18 protein-coding genes are annotated in these 20,092 nt (G+C 46.3%); 10 read left to right on the top strand and 8 right to left on the bottom strand.

What is annotated here, in order from left to right:
- Complete coding sequence (locus tag P2W84_RS17720) at positions 1–2,712, top strand: PQQ-dependent sugar dehydrogenase (protein WP_276091501.1); 2,712 nt, start codon at positions 1–3, stop codon at positions 2,710–2,712.
- 52 nt (positions 2,713–2,764) lie between these two features.
- On the opposite strand, the gene P2W84_RS17715 is transcribed toward P2W84_RS17720, so the two are convergent.
- The gene (locus P2W84_RS17715; protein WP_276091500.1) at positions 2,765–3,511 is read right to left on the bottom strand and encodes a hypothetical protein; all 747 of its coding nucleotides are present in this window, start codon (positions 3,509–3,511) and stop codon (positions 2,765–2,767) included.
- 141 nt (positions 3,512–3,652) lie between these two features.
- On the opposite strand from P2W84_RS17715, the gene P2W84_RS17710 reads away from it, so the two are divergent.
- Entirely contained in the window at positions 3,653–5,941 is a 2,289-nt protein-coding gene (locus tag P2W84_RS17710) for a bifunctional alpha,alpha-trehalose-phosphate synthase (UDP-forming)/trehalose-phosphatase (protein ID WP_276091499.1), read from the top strand.
- 7 nt (positions 5,942–5,948) lie between these two features.
- On the opposite strand, the gene P2W84_RS17705 is transcribed toward P2W84_RS17710, so the two are convergent.
- A complete protein-coding gene (locus P2W84_RS17705; RefSeq protein ID WP_276091498.1) occupies positions 5,949–7,733 on the bottom strand; it encodes a glycoside hydrolase family 15 protein in 1,785 nt (594 codons plus the stop codon).
- A gap of 81 nt (positions 7,734–7,814) precedes the next feature.
- On the bottom strand, positions 7,815–8,009 hold the full coding sequence (locus tag P2W84_RS17700; RefSeq protein ID WP_276091497.1) for a helix-turn-helix transcriptional regulator: 195 nt from the start codon (positions 8,007–8,009) through the stop codon (positions 7,815–7,817).
- 193 nt (positions 8,010–8,202) lie between these two features.
- On the opposite strand from P2W84_RS17700, the gene P2W84_RS17695 reads away from it, so the two are divergent.
- Complete coding sequence (locus P2W84_RS17695; protein ID WP_346348973.1) at positions 8,203–8,619, top strand: secondary thiamine-phosphate synthase enzyme YjbQ; 417 nt, start codon at positions 8,203–8,205, stop codon at positions 8,617–8,619.
- An 18-nt stretch (positions 8,620–8,637) separates the two neighbouring features.
- Positions 8,638–9,609 carry a sugar phosphate isomerase/epimerase family protein gene (locus P2W84_RS17690; RefSeq protein ID WP_276091495.1) on the top strand — a complete coding sequence of 324 codons (972 nt, stop codon included), beginning with the start codon at positions 8,638–8,640 and terminating at the stop codon, positions 9,607–9,609.
- A gap of 2 nt (positions 9,610–9,611) precedes the next feature.
- On the opposite strand, the gene P2W84_RS17685 is transcribed toward P2W84_RS17690, so the two are convergent.
- Together P2W84_RS17685 and P2W84_RS17680 are read right to left on the bottom strand one after the other, a co-directional pair.
- Positions 9,612–10,781, bottom strand: a complete 1,170-nt coding sequence (locus tag P2W84_RS17685; RefSeq protein WP_276091494.1) for a VCBS repeat-containing protein — start codon at positions 10,779–10,781, stop codon at positions 9,612–9,614.
- A 42-nt stretch (positions 10,782–10,823) separates the two neighbouring features.
- On the bottom strand, positions 10,824–14,420 hold the full coding sequence (locus tag P2W84_RS17680; RefSeq protein ID WP_276091493.1) for a PVC-type heme-binding CxxCH protein: 3,597 nt from the start codon (positions 14,418–14,420) through the stop codon (positions 10,824–10,826).
- A 177-nt stretch (positions 14,421–14,597) separates the two neighbouring features.
- Between P2W84_RS17680 and P2W84_RS17675 the strand changes: the two genes are divergently transcribed.
- The 4 genes from P2W84_RS17675 to P2W84_RS17660 all read left to right on the top strand — a co-directional run bounded on the left by P2W84_RS17675 (position 14,598) and on the right by P2W84_RS17660 (position 16,696).
- Positions 14,598–15,032: a sigma factor-like helix-turn-helix DNA-binding protein gene (locus P2W84_RS17675; protein WP_276091492.1), complete on the top strand. Its 435-nt coding sequence runs from the start codon at positions 14,598–14,600 to the stop codon at positions 15,030–15,032.
- Positions 15,022–15,525, top strand: a complete 504-nt coding sequence (locus P2W84_RS17670; RefSeq protein ID WP_276091491.1) for a hypothetical protein — start codon at positions 15,022–15,024, stop codon at positions 15,523–15,525. The genes P2W84_RS17675 and P2W84_RS17670 overlap by 11 nt, the downstream gene beginning before the upstream one ends.
- Positions 15,526–15,617: 92 nt before the next feature.
- Entirely contained in the window at positions 15,618–16,154 is a 537-nt protein-coding gene (locus P2W84_RS17665) for a superoxide dismutase family protein (RefSeq protein WP_276091490.1), read from the top strand.
- An 80-nt stretch (positions 16,155–16,234) separates the two neighbouring features.
- Complete coding sequence (locus P2W84_RS17660; RefSeq protein ID WP_276091489.1) at positions 16,235–16,696, top strand: PA2169 family four-helix-bundle protein; 462 nt, start codon at positions 16,235–16,237, stop codon at positions 16,694–16,696.
- Positions 16,697–16,729: 33 nt separating this feature from the next.
- Here P2W84_RS17660 and P2W84_RS17655 read toward each other — a convergent pair whose 3' ends face one another.
- Positions 16,730–16,930, bottom strand: a complete 201-nt coding sequence (locus P2W84_RS17655) for a KTSC domain-containing protein (protein WP_276091488.1) — start codon at positions 16,928–16,930, stop codon at positions 16,730–16,732.
- A 72-nt stretch (positions 16,931–17,002) separates the two neighbouring features.
- Here P2W84_RS17655 and P2W84_RS17650 point away from each other — a divergent pair, with 72 nt between their 5' ends.
- Complete coding sequence (locus P2W84_RS17650; protein WP_276091487.1) at positions 17,003–17,635, top strand: hypothetical protein; 633 nt, start codon at positions 17,003–17,005, stop codon at positions 17,633–17,635.
- A 5-nt stretch (positions 17,636–17,640) separates the two neighbouring features.
- Positions 17,641–17,880 carry a hypothetical protein gene (locus tag P2W84_RS17645; RefSeq protein WP_276091486.1) on the top strand — a complete coding sequence of 80 codons (240 nt, stop codon included), beginning with the start codon at positions 17,641–17,643 and terminating at the stop codon, positions 17,878–17,880.
- Positions 17,881–17,905: 25 nt separating this feature from the next.
- Here P2W84_RS17645 and P2W84_RS17640 read toward each other — a convergent pair whose 3' ends face one another.
- Positions 17,906–18,430, bottom strand: coding sequence for an RNA polymerase sigma factor (locus tag P2W84_RS17640; protein ID WP_276091485.1), 525 nt, complete (start codon positions 18,428–18,430; stop codon positions 17,906–17,908).
- Between the two features lie 110 nt (positions 18,431–18,540).
- Entirely contained in the window at positions 18,541–19,884 is a 1,344-nt protein-coding gene (locus P2W84_RS17635; RefSeq protein WP_276091484.1) for a deoxyguanosinetriphosphate triphosphohydrolase, read from the bottom strand.
- Positions 19,885–20,092 lie beyond the last annotated feature (208 nt).

The raw sequence follows: 20,092 nt of genomic DNA, 5'->3' as shown, positions 1-20,092 counted from the left end.
ATGAAGACTTCATTAATAGTATTGCTTTCGGGTATCGCCTTAAGTGCGGTGATCCCGTTTTCACAAAACAAAATGGCAGAAACCCGTTCAGCTGCTTCACAGGGACAAAGGCAGACGGTGTTGCGCATCGACACCCCCGACCAGGACCGGTTCGTAAAAGTGGATCTGGTACATGGTCAGTTTACGGAGCCGACCGAGCTTGCTGTTCTTCCGAACCTCGATATCCTGGTATCTCAGCGCAGGGGAGAATTTATGCTTTATAAGAATGCCACAAAGACACTGACGGAAGCAGGAAAACTTGATGTTTATTCCAAGACCCATACGGAAGGTGTAAACGCGGAAGAGGGTTTACTCGGAATTGCCGCGGACCCAAACTTCGCAAAGAATCAGTACATCTATGCACTTTACAGCCCTGTGGGAAAATCTGTGAACCGGCTGTCGCGGTTTAAACTGGTCAACGACAAGATCACGACTGCGACAGAAAAAGTGATCCTGGAATTTTATTCCCAGCGTGAGATCTGCTGCCATACCGGCGGATCTATAGCTTTCGGACCTGGCGGCCTGCTTTATGTTTCGACAGGAGATAACTCTACACCGTTTGACGCGCCTAACCAGCAATATGTGAACAAAGGATATGCTCCGCTGGACAATCGCGAGGGCCTTCATCAATATGATGCACGGAGATCGGCAGGAAACACCAACGACCTCCGGGGAAAGATACTCAGGATCAAGGTCAATGAAGACGGAACCTATGATATTCCTGAAGGTAACCTCTTTCCTAAGGGAACTGAAAAAACCCGCCCTGAGATCTTTGTGATGGGCAACAGGAACCCCTATCGTATTTCTGTAGACCAGAGGACCGGCTTTCTTTACTGGGGCGAAGTTGGGCCGGATGCCAATAATGACGATCCTAACCGTGGGCCGAGAGGTTATGACGAGGTCAACCAGGCTAAGAAGGCTGGTTTCTTCGGCTGGCCGCTGTTTATCGGTAACAATTATCCTTACAAAGCCTATGATTATACAAACGGCACCAGCGGAGCACCTTTTGATCCTGCTGCAGGCATTAATAACTCGCCTAACAACACGGGGCTTGCTACGCTTCCTCCTGCCCAGCCGGCTTTTATCTGGTATCCTTATGGTGAATCTAAGGAATTTCCGCAGGTCGGTGCTGGTGGCCGTACCGCAATGGCGGGCCCGGTTTACTATACTAAGCCGGGAGCATCTCCCTACCCTGCCTATTATAATGGCAAACTGTTGATCTACGAATGGATCAGGGGCTGGGTAAAAGCGGTAACTATGGATGCGAATGGCGATTATAAAAGTATGGAGCCTTTTATGGCAAATGTTCCGCTGAACGCGCCTATAGACATGGAACAGGGTCCGGACGGTAAGCTTTATATCCTGGAGTATGGTAAGGGCTGGTTCTCAAAAAATCCGGATGCCGGCCTGGTAAGGATAGATTACCTGGAGGGTAACCGTCCACCGATCGTAAAAAAACTTAACATAGAAAATGCCAGCGGTTTGCTGCCTTATAAAATGACTGCAAAGGTAGAGGCAACAGATCCTGACGGTGATGCGCTGACCTATATCTGGAGCCTTGGAGCGGGTCTTAAAAAGACAACCACCACGCCGGTGCTGCAGCATACTTTCACCAAGGCAGGCAATTATGCTGTCAGCGTACTGGTAGTGGACAAAAATAGGGCTTCTTCAAAGAGCCAGACGATCAATGTTTCTGCCGGCAATGCGCAACCTAAGGTAGATATTGTACTGAGTGGCAACAAAACGTTCTATTTTCCAGGTAAACCGGTAAATTACCATGTACAGGTGACAGATCCTGGTGCTACAGTGAATAAAACACGCATATATGTATCCAGCAGTTATCAGGAAGGATTAGACCTGGCGGGCGCAAAACTTGGCCATCAGGAAGCTGCACAGACCATGGTCGGAAAAGCCCTGATGCAAAAAAGTGATTGCAGTACCTGTCATAAGGTGGACGCTAAATCCATAGGTCCGATGTTTAAGCTGGTCTCTTCAAAATACCAGTCTAAAGCGGATGCACCGTCCTATCTGGCCGGTAAGATCCTTAAGGGCAGCAGCGGTGTATGGGGCGAAGTAGCGATGCCTGCACACCCGACGATGAAGGAGTCGGAAGCCAGGCAGATCGCAGAATGGATTCTGTCGCTGAGTGCAACCTCTTCCGCCGGACCGTCATTGCCTGCAACAGGTAAAATTGTCCCTCCTGCGGAAGTCAATAAAAAACAATCGGCACTTAGCCTTAAGGCTTCTTACGCAGATGCCGGATCAGCTGGAGTGAAACCACTTTCAGGCAATGACGCCATTGCTCTGCGTAGCAATGAAATTGATGCGAAGGACATAAAGGATGTGGCTGAGTTTGCGCGCAGGGACAATAACGGGAACCAGCTACTGGTACTTCCGCAAAAGAACGGATGGATTAAGCTAAGCCAGATTGACCTGACGGATATTTCCGCTATCCAACTGGTGCTTACCGGTAATGCTGCTTACAGCATCGAGGTACATGTTGACGGCCAGGATGGCAGGTTACTGGGTTCAGCCGCAAACAGCAGTGCTGATATTGCGCTGGCCGCCGTAACAGATGGCAAGCTCCATGACTTATACATTGTCTTTAAGAATACGGCAGATGAGGCGAAGGACAGACCGTCGCTGAGCAAAGTGATCGTAAAGGCAAAATAGTACTGCTCATCATGTCAGTTCAGAGAAGCCCGCCGGAATATGGCGGGCTTCTTTATTTCAGCGTTTTGCCGCCTACGTTGACGACGGCACCGACAGTAAAGATGGAATTGCCGGCATTCATATATTTGCGGCTGTTCAGCCCGAAGTTTCCGCTGGTGGTATATTGAAGCTGGATCTGGTCTGAGAGTTTCATCCTGGTAAAGAATACGGGTTCGAGGAATACATTTCCTTCACGCAGCTGGCCGATGTCATTGATCATGAAGGTTTTCATTTCTACAGAGCTGATGCGTAATGCCGTGCCATAACTGATCGGAAAATTGCGCCCGAAAAGTTTCAGGTTATCTGATTTTCTTGAACTGTAGTTTACCTGGAAAAAGGTTTTGCTGTAAGTCACTTTTTGCAGGTCTGATCCTGTCAATATATTCTGGTCATCGTAATGGCGAAAGACACGGTCTGTGCTGCCGCCGCCGTAACCAGCATATACTTCGATGATCCGGTTGTCGTCCGGACCAAAAGTGTTGAAATAACCACCTCCGACTTCCAGCAGATTATGCTTATAGTCTTTTTTCTCCCATTCCCTTTTCATATGGCTTCCGCCAAAGATTACGCCAAAGTGATCGGCGACGGCATAGGCGCCGTTAAGGCTGGCATTGCCGCGTAGTGAGATGTGTGCTCCCCCGCTGAGCTCGCCCCGCTGGCTCAGCATAGGCGTATTGGGTACATTGGGCATGTACATGCTTGAACAGGAATTCAGGAGAACAGGCAGAAGGATAAATGCGGCTAGCTGGCTTTTGGTCATAAATACTTGGTGTTTTGACGAGCAGTTCTGAACAAATTTAACGCCAAGATCAGTTTATATTGATTAAGCGACTATTCCTAATAAGCAATTAATTTAATCTTTCAAAAACAATACTGGCCTGAAATGGTTTTAATGGTGTATATGCCGAATAAGAATAAGACCATTATTGTATCTAACCGCCTCCCAGTCAAGATTTCAGAACAAAACGGAGCGTATGTTTTAAGGCCCAGCGAAGGCGGGCTCGCTACAGGGCTCGGGTCCGTATATAAAACAGGTGACAATATCTGGATCGGATGGCCTGGAATAGAGGTCCCGCCCGAGCGTCAGAAGGAGGTTTCGAAAAAACTGGCTGCCTTTAACCTTATCCCTGTATTTCTCAGCACTGAAGAGATCAACCTGTATTATGAGGGTTTTTCCAATGAAGTGCTATGGCCTGTTTTTCACTACCTGGTCACTTATGCAAATTTTGAGCAAAGTTACTGGGATACTTACCAGCGGGTAAACGGGAAGTTTCGGGACGCGGTCGTACAAAACCTTAGGGATGGTGATACCATATGGATACAGGATTACCAGTTACTTTCGCTCCCGGGAATGATCCGGACCGAACGTCCGGCCGTCACGATTGGTTTTTTTCAGCATATCCCCTTCCCCTCCTATGAGGTTTTCAGACTGATCCCCTGGCGTGAAGAGTTGATCCAGGGTATGCTTGGCGCGGATCTGCTGGGTTTTCATACTTTTGATGACGTCCGGCACTTCCTGAGTGCCGCCTCTCGCTTGTCTTCCGGGAAAATGGCAGATAATGTGATTATTCACAAGAACAGACATATTGTGGTAGAGGCTTTTCCTATGGGTATAGACCATGAAAAATTTGAACAGCTTACGCTGCATCCAAAGGTAGCCCGTTACTCTGCTGCATTCAAGGAAAGCCAGAAGGACCTTAAGATTATCCTGACGATAGACCGGCTTGATTACAGTAAGGGTATCCTTCAGCGTCTTCAGGCAATGGAACTGCTGCTGCAAATGCATCCGGAATATCTGGAAAAGGTGGTGTTATATATGATCGTCGTTCCTTCAAGGGATACGGTACCCCAGTATAAGGAACTCCGGGACAGAATAGACCAGTTGGTAGGCAATATCAACGCCAGGTTCAGGACGATGAACTGGGTGCCTATCCATTATTTCTACAAGTCCTTTTCTGTAGAGTTCCTGTCCGCGTTGTACAGCACTTCGGACATCTGTCTCGTAACACCGATGCGGGACGGAATGAACCTGGTCAGCAAGGAATATGTTGCGTCAAGGACCAATAACGATGGTGTGTTGATCCTCAGCGAAATGGCCGGGGCGTCAAAGGAACTGAACGATGCACTGATCGTTAATCCAAACAACATAGGTGATATGATGCGTGCAATGGTGCAGGCTATCAATATGCCTTTTGAAGAACAAGTTGCCCGTATGAGCAGTATGCGTCATATTGTGCGGAAATTCAACATTAACCTGTGGGTAAAGAACTTTATGGATAAACTTGGGGAGGTAAAGGAGTTACAGCAGTCGTTGCTTACGCGTCATGCTGCCCAGCCAGTCCGCGAGCAGATCGCCAGGCAATACGCCGCGTCCCGCGACCGGTTTATTTTCCTGGATTATGATGGCACTTTAGTGGGGTTTAAGGGAGACATCGACAAGGCAGCCCCTGACGATGACCTTTATGACATCATTCATAAAATGACCGCGGATACAGCCAATCATGTGGTCATCATCAGCGGACGGAACTACCAGACGCTTGAAAAGTGGTTCGGGCACTGTAACCTGGGTTTGATCGCCGAGCATGGCGCATGGCAGAAAAGGTCCGGACAGGAATGGAAATCGGTTCCCCTGCTTACGGATAAATGGAAGCAGGAAGTCAGGTCTGTCCTTGAGGTCTATACGGATCGCACGCCGGGATCTTTCATAGAGGAAAAGAGCTTTTCGCTGGTGTGGCATTACAGGAAAGCGGAAAAAGGACTTGGTGAATTCCGCGCCGGAGAAATTGTCAATCATTTGCGCATGTTTGTAGCAGACAAAGGGCTGCAGATCATGGAGGGCAATAAAGTGATCGAGTTTAAGAATGTTGAAGTGAATAAGGGAAAAGCAGCCTTAAACTGGCTGCATGGCCACCATCCTGGTTTTATCATCGCTTTTGGCGACGACCATACCGATGAAGATATTTTCAAGTCACTTCCGGAAAGTGCCTACACCATCAAGGTAGGTGGCAATATGTCTGCCGCACGTTATTACCTGCGCGATTTCCGCGAGGTCAGGGACATGCTGATGATGCTGGTCCAGTATGAAGCAAGTCCGATGCCAGGTGACAAATCTGGTCGTAAGCCTGTGGAAAAGCAGCAGCGATCGCTGCTGCGCAGGTTTTTTTCATCGTTTGGCAGGAACGGCAACTGACTTTGCTTTAGAGAAAGATTGGCCGGTCGAGTTTAATGGCAATGCGGTGCGCAGCGTTCATCAGCCCTACATGGCTGTAAGCCTGGGGAAAATTGCCCCACTGGCTGCCATCTTTCTCATCAACATCCTCACTGAACAGCAACAGGTGGTTAGCGTAACCGATAATGGACTCAAATTCCCGGATCGCATCGTCCAGCCTGCCCACACAGGCCAGTGCTTCTACGTACCAGAATGCACAGATGAGGAAGGTAGTCTTTGGCCTGCCGAAGTCATCTGTATGCAGGTAGCGGTAAAATAAGCCATTTTCAGCTTTGAGTTCCTTTTCGAGTGCAGTGAGGTGGTCTCTAGCTTTTTCGGAGGCCGGATCCAGGTAGTTCATGAGAATGAGTTGTAACGTGCTTGCATCCAGATGCGGACTACCTGCTGCATGTGTGTATACTTTACGCACAGGATCATAACAGTCTTCAATATGCTTTGCCGCTTTGTTGATGAGGATAGTGGCGCGCTCTTCGTATACTGCATTCCCGATGGTCTTTGCCATTTTCAGTGCGGCATTTGCCCCTGCCCACTGGAAAAGGTTGGTATAGCAGTGGGTGTGCGCGATATTCCGGAATTCCCAAAGGCCGGCATCCTTCTCGTCGATTGTCCGCTCGATCTTGCTGAGCAGGTAGTCCAGCCAGGTAGCGGAATCCTGTCTTTCCCTAAAGATGAAACGGTGATCGGTATAAAGCGGCAGCATAGAAACGAGTACCTGACCATAAATGTCATTCTGAATGTGTTCGTAGGCCTGGTTACCAATGCGTACTGGCGTATTGTTCTGATAACCGGAAATGTGTTTCAGGACGCGTTCGGTCAGAATGCGCTCACCGGCGATACCGAAAAGCGGTTGATACCGTTTGTCGTCCCTGAAGGAAATGTCGGTAATGTAGCCAAAGTACTTTTCCATTTCTTCAAAATGGCCGATATGGTTCAATGCTGTTATTACATAATAGGTATCGCGCATCCAGCAATAACGATAATCCCAGTTCCGTTTGCTGCCTGGTGATTCGGGCAGACTGGTTGTACTGGCAGCGATGATCGCGCCGGTATCCTCGAACTGATGGATTTTCAGCACGAGTGCTGAACGAATGACCAGGTGCTGGTAAAAACCTGCAATGTTCGAATGCTTGATCCATCGTCTCCAGTAACGTATGGTTTCTGAAAGAAAGCGCTCAGCCGTACTGTTGATCGGCGCATTCAGCTCATGTCCGTAGGTCATGATCAGGTATTTTGTTTCGTTCAGGGCGAAGTACCTGTCATCTTCTATATAACTCAGTGGAATATTGGTACTGAGCTGCATGTTTTCGGCACAGCCGGTATACAGGATATGGTTGCTGCCCCGGTGTCCACGCTGATGGCTTTCACCATAATTACACACCGGTTTACAGATAACCCTGACTCTTGGATTGCCTTCCAGAGGTTCCACTTTCCGGATGAGCATAAGGGGTTTGAAATAACGTTCGTGATGATAAAAGCGCGGTGCGAAATCTGTTACACGGTATTTTCCTTCGGGATTGGTGACTTCTGTCACCATGATATTGGTATTTTCAAGGTAATACTGCCGGGAGGTGAATTCGCCGTGAGGTTTGATGGAGAACTCCCCTCCTTTTTCCTGATCAAGCAGCCCGCCGAAGACGAAACTGCTGTCGAAACGTGGCCAGCAAAGCCAGTCTATATTTGTATTCTTATTGATGTGTGCGAGGTAGGCACAATTGCCGATGATACCTGTCTGATAGGTATGTCTCTCTGTCATATGAAGCTTGGATTGGTATTGGGAACATAACACCTATCCGCCCGTTTTTGTTCTGAAAAGACAAACGGTAAAGGTTAATCGCTAAAGAAGGTTGAGCCTTTCGCTGATCCTGAACAGTATAGGAAGATTAAAGCGGTAGGTCCCGCTGAGCCATTCTCTGACAACAGACAGGTCTTCACCCATTAGTTCTGCAAACTGGGCTTTGCTGAGATTGCGTGCCCTTAGCACTGACTTAATGGCTTCTGCCATTTCTATTGATTTTGTTAATTCCTTCATATCTTTCAGGACACTTGTAATATACCCTGTAAAGCAGGTTCTGTGCCATCCGGTAAAAATGGGCGTTCTAGTCCATTGAGCCATATCAGTGCTGTTGGCGTAATTTCCTTGGGGAAAAATCTCATCAGTTTACCGCCGGATGCTGTGGATTTTATTACTATCTTGTATCTGACCAGTGTACCACGATATGAAAATGTTTCAGCAAAGAATTAAGCTGCGTGAAAGACGGCGCGGATTTCATCTCATCACTGAAGAGGTACTGAAGGCTCTCCCGCAGATCAGGGAAATCAGGACAGGTATTTTTCAGGTATTTATCCAGCATACTTCGGCAAGTCTTACCATCAATGAAAATGCAGACCCGACTGTACGTCAGGATTTCGAAATGTATTTTAATAAATCGGTGAGGGAAAATGATCCGGATTATGTGCATGACTATGAGGGCGCAGACGATATGCCAGCGCATCTGAAGGCTTCCATTTTAGGCACCTCTGTTCTTATTCCTGTCAATGAGGGACGGCTTGCATTGGGGGTATGGCAGGGCATCTATCTCTGCGAGCACCGTAACCGGGGCGGGGAACGCAACCTGGTAATTACAGCCTGGGGAAACTGAAAAACAAACAAAATATTTATGAATCAAGAACGTATCTCCAGAAAGCAGTTTGTCTGTCTTACCGCAATGGCTGCTGCCACTGTGCCTTTTAAGGGTATGGCATCTCTGATACCGGATGAAGAACTTGGCAGAAATCCATTGCAGGCAGGCCCCAGCATCAACATTTTTTCCAAACACCTGCATTGGCTGGGTTATCAGGAAATGGCTGCGCTGGCAAAAGATATGGGATATGAAGGTATCGACCTTACAGTAAGGCCACAAGGACACGTACTACCTGAAAAAGTTAAACAGGATCTTCCAAAGGCGGTGGATATTATCCGGAACGCTGGTCTCGGGGTTTACACGATCACAACGGACATCGGTAAGGCAAAAGACCGGTATACGGAAGATATCCTGAAAACTGCGGCATCGCTGGGGATACCGAATTACCGGATGGGATGGTACAGTTACAGTGGCCGGGGAATTGTCAGAGACCTGGAAATATTCAAAAGGGATTTGAGGGAACTCGCGCAACTGAACAGGAAATATGGTATCCATGGTGACTACGAAAATCATACAGGAAGGTTCGGCGGACCGGTATGGGACCTATGGATGGTGCTTAAGGATCTGGATCCCAGGTGGTCAGGTATACAGTTTGACATCCGGCATGCGAGTGTGGACGGCGCCGAGGCCTGGCCGGTCAATCTGGACCTGATCTGCAGCTATCTTGGCTCTGTAACCGTAAAAGATTACCACTGGACGCAAAAAAACGGCAAATGGCTGACACAGAATGTACCACTCGGACAAGGCATGATAGACTATCCGCATTACTTTAAATTGTTAAAGGATTATGGTTTTAATAAACCCGTTTCCCAGCATTTTGAATATCCGCTTGGAGGAGCTGATGCTGGCGCCAGCCAGCTCAGCATATCCAGAGAGGAAGTCATCAGTCATATCCGTGAAGATTTAAAGACCCTGAAAGCGATGATGGCGGCTTCAGGACTGCGCTGATCCTATTTTAACTGTTCAAACAGAAATACACCTTTTTTGTTGACGACCACGATATCCGGTAACTTGTCTTTATTGATGTCTGTCACGATAGTCTGCAATCCATTTCCGGAATCTGAATCAATCAGGTGTGGTGTCCATGACGGTGTCCTGCCTGGTTTATATTCGAGCCAGTACAATACCGCGGGTTCACGTTCTCCGGGATCATGTCCCTGATGTGCCCAGAACCGCTTTCCGGTGACGAGGTCCGGATTGCCGTCTTTGTTCATGTCGACCAGACCAAGACCGTGGGTTTGTGAGAAGGTTTTCAGGATATCATGATGTTTCCAGCTTATATTTCCCTGGCCGTCTGTGACCTGTTCGTGCCACCAGATGCCATAGTTGTGTGCAGATGCACTGATGACATCCATATCACCATCCTTATCCAGGTCCATTACGTACATCTGAGAGGCATCATCGCCTAAATCAGCCTCATGCCATTCCCAGTTTGACTGCCTGGGATCAGCAGGTGATTCCCACCATCCTGTCCTGATGATCACGTCTTTACGTCCGTCTTTGTTCATATCCCCAAACCCAAGACCATGGGTAAACTGATGTGTGCCCCTGTCCTTTACATCACTGATCACATGTACCGTCCAGGCGGTATCCCCTTTTTTCTTTGGCGACTCCAGCCAGACCATCCGGTTTCCCTTGGAATCGTTGCACAGCAGATCCGTCCTGCCGTCGCCGTCCACATCCACAAATGCAGGAGATTCATTACCTACCGATGAGTATAACGGATAGGCCTTCCAGTGCCCACCTTCTTTTCCCGGATTCTGATACCAGACAGCGGCTTCACCCGGAAAATCTACCCGGATATAATCTACCCATCCATCCTGGTCTATATCCATGGCATGGTTCAGAAAGGAATCGCTGTAACCCGTATTCCAGTCAAACTTCCCTGGCGTATAAATTTCATGCCTGGTCCATTTGGGTGCTTCGTACCAGAATGCACCTGCTATGATATCGGGACGGCCGTCTTTGTTGATGTCTGCTACTGCAGCTCCTTCTGAAAAGAACTCGGTGCTAATCACTGTCTTCCTGAACTTCAGTTCCTTGGATTTCTGTGCATTTGCCATGTCGCTATGGAAGGTCAGGCCTGCCAGAAATGCTATTGTTATTGTATGGTATTTCATCTTCATTGTTTTTATTGAGATTCTCGTTATAAGTTGTTTTGTTTATTCTTTTGTGGCCAAAAGGAATTTGAGCAGTGCGTCAAAGTCTTTCCTGGCGATCGTATTTCTGAACTGGTCTGGCATCAGCGTGTATTTTGAGGGAATACGCTGTTTGATATCGGCTTTGGCTACTGTGAATTCCTGTCCTCCGGGATTTGCAAACACAAGCACTTCTCCTTCTTCGCGCCGGTAGAGACCGGAAAGCGTTCTGCCATCTTTCAACGTGATGTTATACGTGCGAAAAGCTTGTGAAATGTTCCGGTTGGGATCAAGTATCTTTTCGGTGAGTGCCTTTTGTCCCCAGTTGCCTATACCATCCAATTGCGGTCCGATCATTCCGCCATTGCCCTTTATCTGATGGCACATACTGCAATTCTGCATAAAAATCGCCTTTCCTTCTTCTGCTGTTACCGATCCGGGATCAAAACTGTTCAGTCTGGCTTCGATCAGTTGTTTTCTTGCCTCGCTTTCAGAAGCTCTGCCGGCGGATAACTTTTCCAGGATTTTTTGTTGCCCAGGCCCGATATTCATATTCAGGCGTTCCTTTACAGCCACTTCAGATAACAGCTCGAATGGTATATCTCCCTGTTGTACTGACTGAAGCAGCAGGCCTATCCCCTGTTCCGAACCGGCCATAATGGAAGCAATGGTGAGCTGCAGGCTCCGCTGGCTGCCGGCCAGGCCCTTTTGCAAGGCGGTGAACTTGTTTGCCGAGCTGCTCTGGCCCAGTACCTGTGCCATTTTTTCTTTAATTAGCTGGCTTTCGTTGAGATCTGTAAGGATGTCTTCCACTAATCTGCTGTTTCCGGCTGCGTGGATAGACAATAAGGCTGAGGCAGCAGCAGTCCTGATCCGGTAATCTGTACGTTTAGTGAGCAATAGCTTTTTTAGTGCAGGCTCAAGTGTGTTTACACGATAAATACCTGCAATTTCCGCTGCGCGAGTATAACGTTCAGCCTGCGCTGCCAGCCCTGCATCTGGCAAACGCAGGACTTCAGGTTTCAGACCTCCGATACCTACAGATCCCGTCTTTGTGCTGTCGGTAACCTCTATATAGCCCGCTTGTCCGGCATATGTCCTGAGGTCAAAGGGGACCTGCTGCATCAGATCCTTCATTTTCATCGGCTTTTTAAAGGCAGAACGATATTCTGCGATCACCTGGCCCGATTTTGCCAAACGGATACGGACCGTATTTTTCGATATACCCATTTTTTGTTCTGTATTGTGTACATCGTTATCGAAAACACTGATTTCGAGAGATGAGGGGAGCTTGAATACCGGGGAAACAAGCGTACCTATCGGCGTATACCAGTTGTGTTCACTCCAGATTACCCTGAGCCTTGGCAGCTCACCGACGATCTGCCGGTCGATGACTTCCCATGGATTTTCAGGGTCTCCGGTCTCTGCCAGCGGGCGGTTATACCATACCGAGACGGGATCTATATAGCCGTTATCTTCAGGACCAGCCTGTAATCCTTTTAATGCGCTTTCGGCTAGGCTGATCCCCCATTCCCGCATTGCAGGGACTTCTCCCGCTCCTCTTTGCCTGAGCCCCTGTTCAATAGTAGTATATAATTCATATTGTGCGTTTACGTCTCCGGTGAACTTCTGACGAATGTAGCTGACTGAACGGCTTAGCTGTTCTGGTCTGATATAACGGCCAATATATTCAAGACTCGCAAGCAGGTCCGAATTCGGTACTTCATATTTTTCCAGATATTTCATGGCAAACCCGGCAGCCACGGAAGACGGTACGTCACGTATTACCTTCATCAGTACACCGGCCTGGGCAGGCTGCCAGTCAAGCACCGATATTTTCTGCATGACCTGCTGGTCCCGGAGATGATCGCGTAATGCCAGTAAAACGGTGTACTTCAGGTGTGTATCCGTAGTTAGCGAATTGTTGTATAATTTCAGCAAGGCTGGTACACTGACAGCATCAGGATTTTTTCCAAGTACTTCTGCGGCAACACGGCGTACGTGTACATTTGGATCTGAGAGCGCGCCTAAAACCAGCGTTCTTTGCGCTGAACTGACCTGGTTTTGCTCGGAAAGTATTCTGCAGGCATGTACTCTGAGCAGTGCGCTGCTATCCCTTAATGCTTTGTCCAGCAAAGTTTCTTCCAGGGCATCGAGTCTGTATAAAGCCCATAATGCCTGTACCCGCGCCTTTTCACCAGCACCCGAACCAGCTAATTTCCGCAGTGGGTCTATTGCGGATTTTCCATACCGTTGTACCAGCTGATTTGCTATAGCCATCCTGATGTTCAGCTGCGGATAGTTCAGATTACGGATAAGGTCTTTCAGGCTGGCGCTCGCCCAATCTTTTGGTTTTCTGTTTTTATGTTTCTGGTCGCCTACATAGGCAATTCTCCAGATACGCCCGCTCTGCCTGTCACGCAAAGGGTGATTTAACGGCACTTCATAATGGCCGATAATCCTGTTGTAGAAATCTGCTACATACAGGGCGCCATCGGGGCCTTCTTTAATGGATACCGGTCTGAACCAGGGATCGGCACTAATGAGGAAATCTTCTTGTCTTTGTGCCTCTGGAGAAGACCCGCTAAATGACATCGTGTTACGGTTGATGCGACAAGTTACCACATCGCCATTATAAAAGCAGTTCCGGTACGCTTCAGGAAATTGTTCGCCCAGGTAATAATCAAGGCCGGAAAGTGCTGTAGATCCAAGTTCATAACTCATCATTTCCGGAGCGTATCCCATTGCAGGGCTCTTCTTGCCGAAGTGAGGATATTCTCCGCCCCTGATCAGCTGATAGATTGGCTTGGAATGGCAGTCTACTGAATAAAGGTATCCCCATTCGTCAAATGTATAGCCGAATGGATTTACCCTTCCGTACGAAGTCTGCTCGATCCGGCTTCCGTCTTCTCTGAAGCGAAAAGTATTGCCAGAGACCATTTTAATGGAATCGCGGTCTGTTCCTGCAACGACAGAGGTGTTTGTAAATCCGTGACAGGCATAGATCCAGCCGTCAAATCCCCTGATGAAATTATTAACCATACCATGCGTGTCCTGGTAACCGAACTCACCCAGGATTACTTTACGGTCGTCTGACCGGCCATCTCCATCCTTATCGGTAAAGCGGTATATATTCGGGATGCTGAAAGCGATCGCACCCTGCTGAACGGGTATGATTCCTATAGGGATGTTTAATTCAGTTGCAAATGGTGTAAATTTATCGGCACGCCCATCACCATCTGTGTCTTCAAGTATGGTAATCCGGTCGTTCCCCTTCATTGGTGCAGCGGCCATCGGATATTCGGAAGACTGGGTAACCCAAAGACGACCTTTCTCATCAAAATCCATATTGATAGGCTTACCGATCTCGGGTTCAGCTGCATAAAGTGTGATCTCAAAACCTGGAGGAAGTTTAAACCCGGCCTGTTCCTGTTGCGGAGTTTGAAATTCGGTAGTACGGATATGATCTGCAAATTTCTCGGGTCCCGGATAGGGTATCGGCGGCAGGTTGCTGAGACTTGCCTTTACCTGTTTTTTTTTAGATATGTTACAGCCCGGACTACCCAGTATAGATGAGCAGAGCAGCAGCGGCAAGATACTTAACCTGTTTAGTTTTATCATGTGGTCAAATCCCCTTAGGAGTCTGGTTGTTTAATGACCGGTAAGGGCCAGGTGTACATTTGGTGTTATTCATATGAAATTACAAAAAAAGAAATAATGGAGGAAGAAAAAAGAAATCGATTGCATCGTTTATTAAAACAGTGAAAACTTGTTACTTTAGTAAACGTATCAGTCCATATGCTAGAACTAGAACAGGAAAGAAAAAAAATCAGGGAGAATCCTGATCTTCAGGCTATCTACAACCGGTATAGCGGTATGTTGCTGGGTTACCTGACGGAGATTGTAAAGGATAACCGGAAAGCTGAGGACCACCTGGTAAATATATTTTCTGAGATTTCGAAACTTCCGCCGCAGCAAATCCAGCAGCTTTTTAACTGGAACCGCCTGCGCAGGTTTACCCTTCTTCAGCTTCCTCCTCAGAATACCATATTATCCGGACGCGGAGGAGTACACGCTGTACTTTCTAATGAACAGCAATATGTATTTGACAGTGTTTATTACAGTAATTTGTCCCTGGCAGAAATCGCAGAGCGGATTGGTCAACGTGAAGAAACTGTGAGGAAGATCTTAAAAGAGGCTTTTAACTTAATGAAAGGCAAAAGTGAATATTAAGGACTACCTGGAGAGCGGCACACTGGAAGCCTTTGTGCTGGGCTCGGCGTCTGCAGCCGAAGCAGATGAATTGCAACAGCTTAAAGTAAAGCATCCGGAAATAGGGTATGCACTGGATGCCATTGAGGCTGATTTGGAAATGATCGCGCAGCATATGGCCATTATGCCTCCCCCAGGCATGCTGGAACGTATAGAGGACCGTATCCATGAACTTAAAAGGCATCCTGTTGCGGAACGTCTTCCAGATCAACTGAGAGATCACGGACAAAGGAGCGAAAAAGACAAGGGGCAATACATAGAGGTAGAAGGTGCCTCCAGCCACATGCGTATCCATAAAATATGGAGATGGATATTTGCTGCTGTCTTTATCCTGGGTAAGATCTTTCTTGGATTTGCTATATACTTCTATCTGGAGAACCGCCAGGCCCGTGAGGAGGTAAAAGAGTTAAAAAGGGAAATCAGGCAACACCATACGATTATCGGCCAGCAATAAAGTATTCAGAATATCAGTGGTTTAAAACCAAATGACGTTAGTCATTGTTAATAAAACATAGTTTTTTAACCACAATTTTAAACCCAATACAAATGAAAAACTTTCTTACGCTTGCCATACTTGGGGCTGCCTTACTGATGTCCTCATGCAACAACAAAAAAAACGGCAGTATTGCCTCTGCTAAACTTTTTACTACGGCAGATAATAAGGAGATCGGGCATGCCAAGTTTTATGATGCCGGAGATGGTAAAATTAAAATGGATCTTGAAATTGACTTTCCTACAAGAGCAGACAGTACAGTCGCCGTGCATTTTCATGAACACGGTGATTGCAGCAATATGGGAGAAAATACGCATGGGCATTGGAATCCTACTAACGAAAATCATGGTAAATGGGGTTCTGCAGCTTACCACTCAGGTGACATTGGTAATATTCAGTTGGACGGAAAAGGCCATGGCAGCGTAAGTGTAACTACCGACCGCTGGAGCATTGAAGCAGATCATATCGACAATATCATTGGCAGAGGTATTATCGTACATGGTGGTACGGACGATTACAGTACCCAACCCAGTGGTAATTCCGGCCCTCGCGTAGGTTGTGGTGTGATTACTAAAGATGAACAGAAGTAACCCTTCCTACGGAAAAATGAGTTTTTTACAAACCTTTAAAATTTCGTCTTGTTGTCTTTAATACATCAAAACCTATAACCATGGAAAACAACAAAGCAAATGCAGACATCTTAAATGATCTCGTTCAGATCAACAATGACAGAATTGCAGGTTACGAAAAAGCGCTTAAAGAGTTAAGGCAGGAAGACGATGATTTAAGGCCCTTATTCCTGGAAATGATTGCCCAAAGCCATAGGTTGAAGTCTGCACTGGTGCAGGAAATACAAGTGAACGGTGAAGACGCCAGCCAGGGTACAACGACTTACGGGAAGATATACAGGGGATGGATGGACTTAAAAGCAATTTTTACGGGACATGACAAGGAAACCGTACTCAATAATTGTGAGTTCGGAGAAGATGCTGCTCAAAAAGCCTATCAGATGGCTTTGGATGAAGACACGCTTAGCGCAAATCTGAGGTCATTGATCTCGTACCAGAAATTTGAGCTGAAAGGATCGCACGATGAGATTAAAGCACTGAGAGACCAGGTGGCTCAACACTGATTGAATTGATTTTTTAATGAAAAGCCTGGAATATCAATCTTCCAGGCTTTTGTATGAATAGACATTTCTTATTTTCCTGTTAAAATAACGTCCTTTAGATATCGATGCCCCTAACGACAGATAGACATCCTGCGGTACGTCTATGTACCTGTAAGTTTTACCTGACCGGAATATCACTGTAAGCCACCTGCGGTCGGCATCATAAAAAAACTTATCAATGACAGTCGATGGCATAATTAGACTTCTGGAGAGATAACAAAATGCCGGTGAAATTGTTATGCTATTAAACAGGTAAGCGGTAATATTATGAAAACTCATATTAAGGTAGGTTTGATTTGCGCTGTGATGCTGCTGTTGTTACAATCTTGCGGAAGTACCAGGCTGGTATCGTCCTGGACAGCCCCGGGAACGGCAGAGCAACATTTTGACAAAGTTCTGGTTGTGGGACTGATGGGTAGCAAGGACAGAATGCTAAGAGAAAATGTAGAAAAGATCATCGTGCAGCACCTTCGCAACAAGGGCATTAATGCAGGTTCAGCATTTGAAGAGTACGGGCCTAAGACATTTGAAGGAAAAAACGAGACATCTGCCGTTAAAGAGCTGAGGGATAAAGGATATGATGGCGCCATTACAGTCGCACTTCTAGATAAGAAGAAGGAAAGGAATTACAATCCAGGTGGCGTAGGTTTTTATCCAATGCCTTATCCTTACCGCTTCTGGGGGTATTACAATCATATGTATGGTCGCATTTATGAACCGGGTTATTATACCGTAACCAATAGTTTTATGCTGGAGGCGAGTTTGTATGACCTGAAGAATGACAAGCTCCTGTATTCGGCACAAACGAGATCTGTAAACCCGGCAAGTCCGCAATCGCTTGCTTCGGAATTTTCAAGTAAGATATTTGAAAATATGAGTAAGAGCCGGGTCATTAAATAGCTGATATGAGAGTTTTCCCTATAATATTTAAAGCAGGTTGTGTAGAATTAGATGCGATTGTTACGGTGTCTGACAATGAGCAGCGTTTCAAAGTAGAAATGGTAACAGGAGAACCTGACCCTATTATTCTGAAGCGTACTGAAAATTCATGGATCATTGAAAATTATGGCGGCCGAACTTTCTCCGGAGAGGTTTTTCAGGATATTGAAAAAAAAATAGAAGCCTTTCTGGCTTCTATCCGCTAACTTGTGTTTGGGTATGATGATATGATCAGAATTCAGTTGCGAATTCCTTAGTATATACTTTGAGGTTTTTTTTCAGTATGCCCCTGGCAATATGTATACGTGTTTTTACTGTACCAATTGGAATATTCAGCATGTCGGCAATTTCATGATACTTAAAACCTTCGAAATATTTCACGAAAGGTGTGAGATATTCAGGCTGTAGTTTTTTCATTGCGTTCTGTATATCTTCCCGTACAAATTTATTTTCACCCGTATTTCCTGTAGCACTGGTTTGCAACTGGGCAGCGGGAATATCATCATGGATGGTAATAAGCGAGCGGGTTTTTACCGCCCTGCGATAGCCATTGATAAATGTGTTCTTCATGATGGTATAGAGCCATCCTCGAAAGTTAGTTCCTTCCTTAAACTGCTCAGAATAGCGCATGGCCTTAAGTAAGGTGTCCTGTACCAGATCATTGGCATCTTCGTAATCCTGCGTAAACTTATAGGCAAAAGTTTCCAGGGCAGATTGATTGCTGCTGAGTTGTTGGTTGAAATCGATTGTGTTCATAATAGGGATTTTGGGGAGTTTTTTGTTACTACTTTAAAATCTGCAAGCAGATCTGTATTCAGCATCAAAAATCCGTCAAAACACGTACCAAAAACCTGTCTGCAAGTAACCTAACTAATTGAGGGAAAAGATATTCCCTTGATCTTCCTGAACATCTCCACCGCATAAATATCGGTCATTCCGGAGACGAAATCCAAAATGGTCTGTATTTTCGAGTAACTATCTGAATTGCCTGTAAGAAACTGCTGAGGGATGAGTTCTATAAGTTTTTTATGATATTTTGAGGTATTTTCCAGGTATGCAGGGATAAATTCTTCCAGTAAGCCTCCCATAACTTTATAACCTGCCACTTCAATCTGTACGACAGACGAGTAATTATATATTTTCTTTACCGAGATATCGGCTATTTTTTTCATTACGGAAAGAAAAGGGTCCTCAATCGAATCCATCAATGAGGCATTGAAAGTTCCATTCAGCAGATCATGCTGTTTGGTATAAAAGACATTTGCACACTGGCTGATCAGTGTGCTGATGGCTTTGGCACGCATCAGCGTAATTCTGGCATCGGCATCTTCTATTGCGGAAAGCCGGTCTGACATATTGGTGTCATTACACAGGGGCAGCAACAACTCCTCGATCTCTGCATAGGTCAGGATTTTCAGCCTGTGCGCATCTTCCAGATCAATGATATTATAACAAATATCATCTGCCGCCTCTACCAGGTAGACAAGCGGGTGACGTTTATAAACCAAGGGGGATTCCTGCTGTCTGATGAGACCCAGTTCTGTGGCTACTTTTTCAAAACCTGCCTGCTCTGACTGAAAAAAGCCATATTTCTTAGTGAAGATATTACTTTTATCGTGACCCGCCGGAGATGCACAGGGATATTTTGCAATTGCCGCAAGCGTAGCATAAGTTAATGCAAATCCGCCGGTACCTTTTCCGGCAAATGGGTGGGTAAGGATGCGCAGCGCATTGGCATTTCCTTCAAAATGGGTTAGATCTTCCCATTGATGCGGACTGACTTGTTTCTGGTAACTTTTGCCGTCTCCATTTATAAAGTAATGGGAAATGGCAGACTCACCTGAGTGACCGAAAGCAGGGTTGCCGAGGTCATGGGCCAAGCAGGCAGATGCGACAATGTTCCCAGTCTCACTCATTAGAGGAAAGTCATCGTCTATCTGTTTGTAATGATCTTTCATCCTGTTATAAAAAAGCGTACCGAGCGATCTGCCCACACTGGCCACTTCAAGGCTGTGCGTAAGCCGGTTATGTACAAAAATGCTTCCCGGAAGTGGAAATACCTGAGTTTTGTTCTGTAGCCTGCGAAAAGGGGATGAAAAGATGATGCGGTCGTAATCTCGCTGAAACTCGGACCTGGCCTCCTGCTGGTTACCCGAAAACCGTGCTTCGTTACCCCATCGCTTAGCGGATAACAATTGTACCCAATTCATAGACATATGTTTTAATACCGATGCGAAAATAGGTTATTTCCTGAAAATGCGAATTGTTATCTGAAAGTCATATAACTTAGTGTATTTTGTACACTATATAAAAACATATATATTTGTATGTCTTCTTAAAGAAGCAGACAATTAAATAAGAATTTCAAAGCGATCGAAAATTGGTACAGAGATTGCTATAAAGAGAAAAACCGTTCAT

Origin of the sequence: Pedobacter sp. JY14-1 (assembly GCF_029269825.1) — a bacterium.
In the GTDB taxonomy this organism is placed as follows: Bacteria; Bacteroidota; Bacteroidia; order Sphingobacteriales; family Sphingobacteriaceae; genus Pedobacter.
Note: the sequence above shows the minus strand (reverse complement) of the source record. Positions and strands in the feature narration are given on the sequence as shown.